The organism is Paraburkholderia sp. UYCP14C (assembly GCF_004197395.1).
GTDB lineage: Bacteria > Pseudomonadota > Gammaproteobacteria > Burkholderiales > Burkholderiaceae > Paraburkholderia.
Map to the genome: position 1 here is coordinate 1 of NZ_SELS01000131.1, position 8,598 is coordinate 8,598.

The following is an 8,598-nucleotide window of genomic DNA, read 5'->3' on the forward strand; positions in this document are numbered from 1 at the left end:
CGCGCCTGTTCGGGCGAATTCGCGTCCGCGTCCAGCGGGGCGACGTTGCCGGGGATATCGAGGGATTGCGTGTACATCGGCACCATCCAGAAAGAGTGGCAATGTGACGCAGTATAAATTAACCGACCGGTCGGTCAATTGAATTTATCTTTCGATAGGTAGATGAAATAGCATCGGGGATACCCTTGGGCCGTCGTTAGCTGCCGAAAGCCGCTGACCATCCTCAATGCCATCTCAAAAGCAGGAAAGCCGTGGGATGAATTCATCCGCACGGCTTGACTGGTAAGACAGTTGCTTATTGCCGCCCGTAGGCTCCGCTCGACGGGATCGCCGTTCTGCGGATCAGGATAGCGGGCAAGCCCATCCCATCATCGCAAGGTCGAGTTGCTGCGTGCCGATTGCGAGTTGCGCCTGTGCCGGCTCGTCCATGCCCCACGCGGTCGCCACGGGAAGCTGCACTGCGCCCCGCACGCGGGCGGCGATCGGCGTTATGAAACCTGACGACGAGGGAATTTTCTGTCGAGAGAGTCTGACTTGGAGCACGGCCGATTCGGCCGCGCTCGAGCGTCACCGGCGCGCCGCCGCGATCATGCCGTCGAGCCATTCCTGATGTCCGTTGATCATCGGATTGGGGCGGGTCGCCGCAAGCTGTTTCGCGGACGCCCCGTTCTGCGTTTCCTGCGTGAGAATGCGCACGCGGTTGCCCGGCAAATCTTCCAGCAACCACGCGTGATGCACGTCCAGCCGCGCATCGGCATCGCCTTCGACCCAGCCATGCCACGCGACGCGCGCAGGCTGACCGTCGACAGGCGGCACGTATTCGGTGACTTTCGCTTCGACCGCAAAACCGAAGGTCGTGAAGCGAAAGCGCGCGCCGGCCGACAGACGGGGGCCGGTGCGATCGTGGAAGCGGATGTCGGACGCGTTGCTGTAGTAGGTCGGCCAGGCGCCGGTGTCGTCGAGTTGCGGCCACACGTCGGCGACGGAGAGACCCGCCACGATCATTTCATTCGATGCGAAATTGTCGGAGAAGCCCGGCACATAGCCTTCGGGCCAGATGATGTGATGCATGAGATTCGCTCCAGTTATCGATCCATGCCGCACATGATCGCGGTCGCGCTGAAATAAATCCAATCGCATGTCATGATCTCAGCCATCATGCAGTCTGATATCAGAAACATCGACCTGAACCTGTTGCGCACGCTCGATGCGCTGCTCGACGAGCGCAACGTCACGCGCGCGGCGCGGCGTCTCGCGCTGACGCAGCCGGCCGTCAGCGGCATGCTCACGCGCTTGCGCGAGAGCTTCGACGATCCGCTGTTCGTCCGCACGCAGCGCGGCATCGTGCCGACCGAGCGCGCGCTCGAACTCGCCGGGCCGCTCAAGCAGGTCCTGAGCGATATCGACACGATGTTGCGGCCGCAGCTGTTCGATCCCGCGAGCGCCGAGCTCACGCTGTCGATCGCCGCGACGGACTATGCGCTGCAGGTCGTCGTCGTGCCGTTTCTCGCGCGTCTGCGCACGCTCGCGCCACGTGTGCGCGTGGCGGTGGTGCCGGTGCACAACCAGCCTCTGCAGCCGCTCTTCGAGCGTGGCGATCTCGACCTCGCACTGATCACGCCCGATTCGGCGCCTGCGGACCTGCACGCGCGCACGCTGTTCGAAGAGCGCTATGTCTGCGTCATGCACGAAGGGCATCCGGACGCTCAAGCGGGTGCGCTGTCGCTCGAGCGCTTCTGCGCGCTCGATCACGCACTGGTGTCGTACGACGGCGGCAGTTTTCGCGGCGTCACCGACGAGGTACTCGCACGGCTCGGCAAGAGTCGACGCGTGGCTTTGTCGGTAACGAGTTTTCTGGTGCTGCCACGCCTTCTCCAATGCACCGATCTGATCGCGGTGGTGCCGCGACGCCTCGTGCGTGCGGGCGATGGTCTCGTCATCGTCGATGCGCCAGTCGAAGTGCCCGGCTTCACGAAGACGGCGGCGTGGCATGAGCGCACGCACCGTTCGCCGGGGCATCGGTGGGTGAGGGAAGTGCTGTTCGATACGTGTGCGAGTCAATGCTGAAGGAACATCGCGTTGGTCGGCGTGTGCGCAGCGATCCAGCTCGCAGCCGGCCCGCCCGCTCAGGCAGGCGTTTCTTCACTCGAGTCGACGCGGTCAGGATAGAACGCGACCAATCCTTGGCTCTGAAAGGCAGGCAACGCCGGCAAGGCTTCGAAGCGTGATTCACGCCTCGCCTGCCAGCCTGCGATGGCCTCGGACAGATCCGCGGTATCGAATATGGCGCTCTGAAGCAGGGCCAAGTGTTGCAACGACTCTGCAGTCCCGTGGCGTCCTCGATCTGACTTTACTCCGACACGCCTTGCTCGCCGTGTTTATCGCGAACCGTATTCGACGTTGGACGTATGTGGTTCGGCCTCCGCGTCACCTTCGGCGGAACCCTTCCTCATGCCCTTATGCCGTGCGCCGAGGGTCAACCCTCCGTTGCTCATCGAGAAAGGGACGTAGACATATGGGTGCCGACTGGATGCTCTGGATGCGAAGACTCACGGCCCACGAGTACACCTGGCTAGTCCAGTCCAAAACGCCGGACAAACCATGTTTTCGTCAAGTGGGTCAACACGGCGTAGCTGAGCAGAATCAGCACCAGCACGGGCCAATACGTCCATGGCAACGGAGCAAATCCGAGAGCGTCGCCAAGCGAGGTGAAGGGCAGAGCGATGCCTGCAGTGGCAATGCCCAGGCTTGTCGCGACCAGCGGCAGACTTGCTCGACTCTCGAGAAATGGCACCTTAGCTGTACGGATGATGTGGATGATCAGTGTCTGGGTAAGCAGGGATTCGACGAACCACCCGGTTTGAAAGAGAGCAGGTTTATCCCATGCATGGAAGAAGTACAGCATCGTGAAGTACGTCACGTAATCGAATACCGAACTGATCGGGCCTATCAGGAGCATGAACTTCACGATATTTCCGAGGTCCCATCGGCGCGGCATACTGAGATATTCGGCGTCGACGTTATCGGTCGGTATGGTCGTTTGCGAAAAGTCGTAAAGCAGATTGTTCGTGAGGACCTGAATCGGTGCCATTGGCAGGAATGGCAGAATGATGCTGGCTCCGAGTACGCTGAACATGTTTCCGAAATTCGAACTCGCACCCATCTTGATGTATTTGGTGATGTTGCCAAACACCTTCCGGCCTTCCAGCACGCCATCAGCCAGTACGGCAAGGCTCTTTTCGAGGAGGATGATGTCGGCGGAGTCCTTGGCAATGTCAACGGCGCTGTCGACTGACACGCCAACATCCGAAGCCTTGAGCGCGGGGCCATCATTGATACCGTCCCCAAGAAAGCCGACGACGTGCCCCTTTCTGTGCAAGGCATCGACGATCGAAGCCTTCTGCGAGGGCGATAGCTTCGCGAAGATGGACGCCTCTTCTGCCAGATCCTCAAGTTCAGCCGGTGAGAGCGGCTCCAACTCCTTGCCGAGCACTATGCGATCCACGCAGATCCCCACTTCGTGACAGATCTTCCGGGTGACAATGCCGTTGTCTCCGGTGAGAATCTTTACCTGAACGCCTCTGGCCTTTAGTGCTGCAATTGCCGCCGCGGCCGTATCTTTTGGCGGATCGAGGAATGCAATGAAGCCAAGGAGCGTCAGAGCAGTTTCGTCGGCAACTGAATAGGCTATTTGATCCGCCGGCATTTCCTTGTAAGCGACGGCTACCACGCGAAAGCCATCCGAATTAAGCTCGTCGGTGATTTTCTTCGTCGCGCCGTAGTGGCTCTCGTCGAGCGGGTTCGTTGCTCCGTCAATGGCGTAGCGCGTACAAACGGAAAAGATCTCCTCGACTGCGCCCTTGCAGATCAAGATATGTGCGCCATCATCGCGGGCAAGTACGACGGACATGCGACGGCGCTCGAAATCGAAGGGCATCTCGTCAATCTTGACGAACTGCTCATGCACCTTGAGCTGCTCGTGGAGTTTGACGTGCTTCAGCACGGCAACATCGAGAAGATTTTTCAGGCCCGACTGGTGCACACTGTTAAGGAAAGCATATTCAAGTACCCGGTCCGATTCATTGCCGTGAATGTCGAGATGACGCTTCAGTATGATGTGATCTTGCGTAAGTGTCCCTGTCTTGTCCGTGCATAGCACATCCAGCGCTCCGAAATTCTGGATCGCGTTCAATCGCTTCACGATGACTTTCTTCCGTGACATGTCGAGCGCCCCTTTGGCGAGATTGACAGTCACGATCATGGGAAGCATCTCAGGCGTGAGTCCCACCGCCACGGCGACCGCGAAAAGCAGCGCTTCAAACCAGTTGCCTTTGGTCAGGCCGTTGATCACAAACACGAGGGGAACCATGACCAGGATGAAGCGGATCATCAGCCAGGTGAATCGCGTCACGCCCCTGTCGAAGCTGGTCTCTATTCGCTGCGCGGCAACCACGTCGGCAATGCGACCAAAAATTGTTGCCTTTCCCGTCAGGACAACGACCCCGCAGCCAACACCGCTTACGATCGCGCTGCCCATAAAGCAAACGTTGGGCAATTCAAAATGAGAATCGACGGGGGCCACGTGAGTATGGGGTCCTTTTTCGAGCGGCATTGATTCGCCCGTCAGCGCTGATTGATTGACGAACAGATCGCGTGCGGAGATCAGCCGTAGGTCAGCAGGAACCAGATCTCCGGCCGCTAATTGAATGACATCGCCCGGAACCAGCTGTTCAATCGGTATATCGACATGAGTCGGCCCGGCTGCCTTCGTTTGCCTGATGACTGTGGCGGTCGTTCGCACCATTCTCCGCAGCGCGTCTGCGGCTTTGTTGGAGCGGTGTTCCTGTACAAATCCCAGTGAAACGCTGAGGATGACCATTACCCCGATCATGATCGCCGCGCGCGGGTCACCGAGCGTGTAAGACACTGTGGCGAGTGATAAAAGTAGCAGATTCAGGGGATTGATCGTTCTGCCAGCGAGCTCGCCGATGATGGTATGGCGTGCCTCGTACACAACCTGGTTCGGGCCATAGGTGCGTAGGCGCCGCTGCGCTTCATCGACATCGAGACCGGACACCGTGCTGTGCAGTCGCGCCAGCGTTTCGTCAGGCGAGAACTGCGCAAATTCGGCGAGTCTTTCAACGCTGGCCGTCGAAGGGTGGACCATAGTGCGGGACGAACGTCCCAATCGCGTCAAAAATGGAGCGATTGTGTGCAAGCCACGCTTGTCGGCTACAAACATCATGATCACGCTCGTTTTCGGTCGGGCGACGATCCCCGTCGGTGGGATCACTAACCAATAGACGGCAGGTACTGTCTGCCACTATGCCGCAGCTATCAGTGATAGCTCGTTATGCGATCAGTACCCGATCGGATTGATGAGCGGTTGATCTATGTCAATCGAATTGCGCAATGGCCTTTGCCGTCAGAAAAGCGTCATATTGACGGTCGAGACTGGATGTTCGCTTACCGCCGGTAGTCACCATGCAAATGACCGAGGCGATCACTCTGATGGGGGAGCGCAGCTTGCTGCTGCCAGGCTGGATCAAGGCGGCGCTCTCTGCCAACGATCGTCTGAAGCTTTGTCTGAGTGTGCTTCAGGCGGCATTGGCGCACGCCGACGATCCCAATGCCTACGCGCTTGACCTGAGCGCAGAACGGGCAACTGCACATGTCGATGTGCCCTGGCTTCGAGACATGCCAAGCGGTTCATCGCCCGTCAATGACGAACTGCTTGTGCCCGATCTGCGGCGTCTCGTGCAACGCCTCGCCGAAGAATCTCGCTACGATGGCGAAACCGCTGCTTGAATCGGATTATGGGCCGCCTGCGCTGCGAGATCGCATTCTACGCTGGCAGGCTGGGCTGGAATCACTGGGGGGCGAGCGTATCGGCCGCGCCTGGTTGCAAGCGCTAACGCGCGGCCGCAATGGCGTCGGCGACGAGAACTTCCACGTGCTCGTGATCGATCTGCATCGCGCGTTAAACCCATTCGGCCCGACTGAACCCGACCAGCCTCAGTGTCAGTGGCGCCTGGCTCGCTGCCGTGCACCAGCATGGTTGACGGTCGCGAATGAGGCATGTGACCGGTTACCGTGTAACGGCGTGGCAAACAGCCCGACCGTTACCGGCGGTTACTGACGATCGGGTGGCAGCGTCCGGGAAGGATCTGCGAGTCCGCCGAGCGGCCAGGGCCAGACGGTCCGGCTACACAGCAAATCACGACGTCAGGAAAGCGGGAAAGAAAGTACCCGAAGGCCGTGAGCCGCGACACGCTCGACAACGCCGCCAACGGCGTTGCGGTTCGGCATTGACGCGGCGTACGGAATGCCTGCGGCTCGGCGGCGAGCTCATGCTGCTCTCCTGCCCAGCGCCGCGCTCATCCGAACTCCGGGCGCGAGCCGCCACGACTCGCGCCGTAGGTGCGTTCCCCTGCCGGGCGCACTATCATGCAGTCGGTCGTGAGCAGCAGCGACGCGACGGAGATCGCGTTTTGCAGCGCGGTGCGCGCAACCTTGACCGGATCGACGATGCCGCGCGCGATCATGTCACCGTATTTGCCGTGCGCGGCGTCATAGCCGAAGGCGCCGTCGGCCGCGGCGACCGCATGGACGACGGCCTGCGCGTCCGCACCGGCATTTTGCGCGATCTGCCGCAACGGGGCGGCGAGCGCATCGTGCACGATCCTTGCTCCGATCTTGTGGATTGGCGTTTCACCATATTGCTCCAGCACGCGGCGCGCGCGCAGCAGTGCGACGCCGCCACCGGGCACGAAGCCTTCCTCGACGGCGGCCCGTGTCGAATGCAGCGCGTCCTCGAAACGGTTCTTGCGCTCGCGTAGCGCGGTCTCAGTCGCCGCTCCGACGCGAATCACGGCGACGCCGCCCGCCAGCTTCGCGAGGCGTCGGTTCAGGGCGTCCCGTTCATGCTGATCGGGCGCTCTGTCGATGCGCTTTTTCAGGCCCGCGATCCGCTCCGCGATGCGCGCATGGTCACCGTGCCCGGCGACGATCGTCGTCGTCTCGCGCGACACCTCGATGCGCCGCGCTGCGCCCAGATCGTCCAGCGTGGCGTTTTCGAGCGTACGGCCGGTTTTCGGCGAGATGACCGTGGCGCCCGTGAGGGCCGCGAGGTCCGCCAGTTGCTCTGAGCGGCTCTCGCCGAAGCCGGGCGAGCGGATCGCGCAGGACCTGAAGGTGCCGCGCAGATGATTGACGACGAGTGTGGCGAGCGCCTCGCCTTCGATTTCGTTCGCAATGACGAACAGCGGCTTGCCCGTGGCCATCACCGCTTCGAGTACCGGCAGCAATTGCGCGACCGACGACACGTTCAGGTCGCACAGCAGGACGCGCGGCTCGTCGAGCACGACGTCACGGCGGTCCTCGTCGACGAACAGCGGCGACACGAAACCGCGATCGAGCAGCGAGCCGTCGACCGTCTCCAGTTCGTCGTCGAGTTTGGAGCCGTCCTCGATGCTGATCGCGCCTTCATTGCCGACGCGCCCGACCGCCTGGGCCACCAGCGCTCCGATGCTGGCGTCGCCGCTCGCGGAAATGGTCGCGATCTGGCGCATTTCATCGGCCGATGCGCATGGACGCGCGAGCCGGTGCAGTTCCTCGACGACCTGCTTGCCCGCGTCTTCGATGGCGCGCTTGAGCGCCATCGGATCGTAGCCGGCGGCTACGCACTTGTTGCCTTCGACGACGATGGCCTGCGCCAGCGTGGTCGCGGTGGTGGTGCCGTCGCCGGCCACCTCGCTCGTGCGGGTGGCCACCTCGCGCAGCAGTTGCGCGCCCATCTCGGCGTAGGGGTTCGTCAGGTCGACCGAGCCCGCGACGATGACGCCAGAATTCGCGACCAGCGGCACGCCGGAAGGCCGCTCGACGATCACGTTGCGGCCTCCGGGGCCAAGTGTGACCTTGACGGCCTCGGCGAGTGCGTTGACTCCGTTGAGCAGCAGTTGCCGGGCGTCATGGTGAAACACGAGCGTCTCATTCGACACGGTTGACCTCCACGTGGTGGGACGGCCGGCGCCCGCGATGCGCGCGAGCCGGTCTACTCATTTAAGCCAGCGGGTATCGCGAACGGATTGATCTGCATCAATGAGTCGCGGTGGCGTGACGAATCCGCTCGGCCTTCACAACGGGTTCGCAGGCGATTGATTCTCGTCAATCGGCACGCCGCGCCATCGGCGATGCTAGCTGCTTCACACCTTTGCAGATGGGGAGGGGACGATGAAAGAGGATCGCGTCGAATGGCGCCCTCATCGCCGCAAACCCTCGCCATGGCTCGATATGACGAGCGCCGCGGAGATGCTGTTCGTCGGCATCGTCTTCGCGTTGCGCCTGCTCGCGTCGCAGGTGACGACCATCGACGTCGCCTATAGCGACTTCCTGCAGTTGGTCGAGGCGAGGCAGGTTCAGGACCTCGTCGTGACGCCGACGCGCATCACGGGCACGCTCAAGATGCCTGGCACGAAGCGGGGCACGCGCTCGTCGCATACAACCGCAAGCACAGCGATCCAGCGCATCGGTCTCGCGACGCTCGGCGAGCCGGCCGACCCGATGGGCTTGCCGGGCTTCGAGCCCTGGCGCGGCGCG

The 8,598-nt window shown here is 61.6% G+C and carries 6 protein-coding genes; 3 read left to right on the top strand and 3 right to left on the bottom strand.

What is annotated here, in order from left to right; translation table 11 throughout:
- Window positions 1-567: 567 nt before the first annotated feature.
- On the bottom strand, window positions 568-1,071 hold the full coding sequence (locus EVC45_RS42655) for an SRPBCC domain-containing protein (protein WP_129964098.1): 504 nt from the start codon (window positions 1,069-1,071) through the stop codon (window positions 568-570).
- Window positions 1,072-1,158: 87 nt separating this feature from the next.
- Here EVC45_RS42655 and EVC45_RS42660 point away from each other — a divergent pair, with 87 nt between their 5' ends.
- Entirely contained in the window at window positions 1,159-2,067 is a 909-nt protein-coding gene (locus EVC45_RS42660) for a LysR family transcriptional regulator (RefSeq protein ID WP_129964099.1), read from the top strand.
- 505 nt (window positions 2,068-2,572) lie between these two features.
- Here EVC45_RS42660 and mgtA read toward each other — a convergent pair.
- A complete protein-coding gene (gene mgtA, locus EVC45_RS42665) occupies window positions 2,573-5,245 on the bottom strand; it encodes a magnesium-translocating P-type ATPase (protein WP_129964100.1) in 2,673 nt (890 codons plus the stop codon).
- Between the two features lie 239 nt (window positions 5,246-5,484).
- On the opposite strand from mgtA, the gene EVC45_RS42670 reads away from it, so the two are divergent.
- Window positions 5,485-5,808, top strand: coding sequence for a hypothetical protein (locus EVC45_RS42670; protein ID WP_129964101.1), 324 nt, complete (start codon window positions 5,485-5,487; stop codon window positions 5,806-5,808).
- 569 nt (window positions 5,809-6,377) lie between these two features.
- Here the strand turns inward: EVC45_RS42670 and groL are convergent.
- Complete coding sequence (gene groL, locus EVC45_RS42680) at window positions 6,378-8,000, bottom strand: chaperonin GroEL (RefSeq protein WP_129964102.1); 1,623 nt, start codon at window positions 7,998-8,000, stop codon at window positions 6,378-6,380.
- Between the two features lie 232 nt (window positions 8,001-8,232).
- Between groL and EVC45_RS42685 the strand changes: the two genes are divergently transcribed.
- Window positions 8,233-8,598 (top strand): ATP-dependent metallopeptidase FtsH/Yme1/Tma family protein (locus EVC45_RS42685; protein WP_211193577.1); only part of this gene is annotated, 366 nt, incomplete at its 3' end.

Excerpts from the sequence above, each read along its gene's own strand:
- EVC45_RS42660 (WP_129964099.1), top strand. The coding sequence starts at position 1,159 with ATGCAGTCTGATATCAGAAACATCGACCTGAACCTGTTGCGCACGCTC.
- EVC45_RS42670 (WP_129964101.1), top strand. The coding sequence starts at position 5,485 with ATGCAAATGACCGAGGCGATCACTCTGATGGGGGAGCGCAGCTTGCTG.
- EVC45_RS42655 (WP_129964098.1), bottom strand. The coding sequence starts at position 1,071 with ATGCATCACATCATCTGGCCCGAAGGCTATGTGCCGGGCTTCTCCGAC.
- mgtA (WP_129964100.1), bottom strand. The coding sequence starts at position 5,245 with ATGATGTTTGTAGCCGACAAGCGTGGCTTGCACACAATCGCTCCATTT.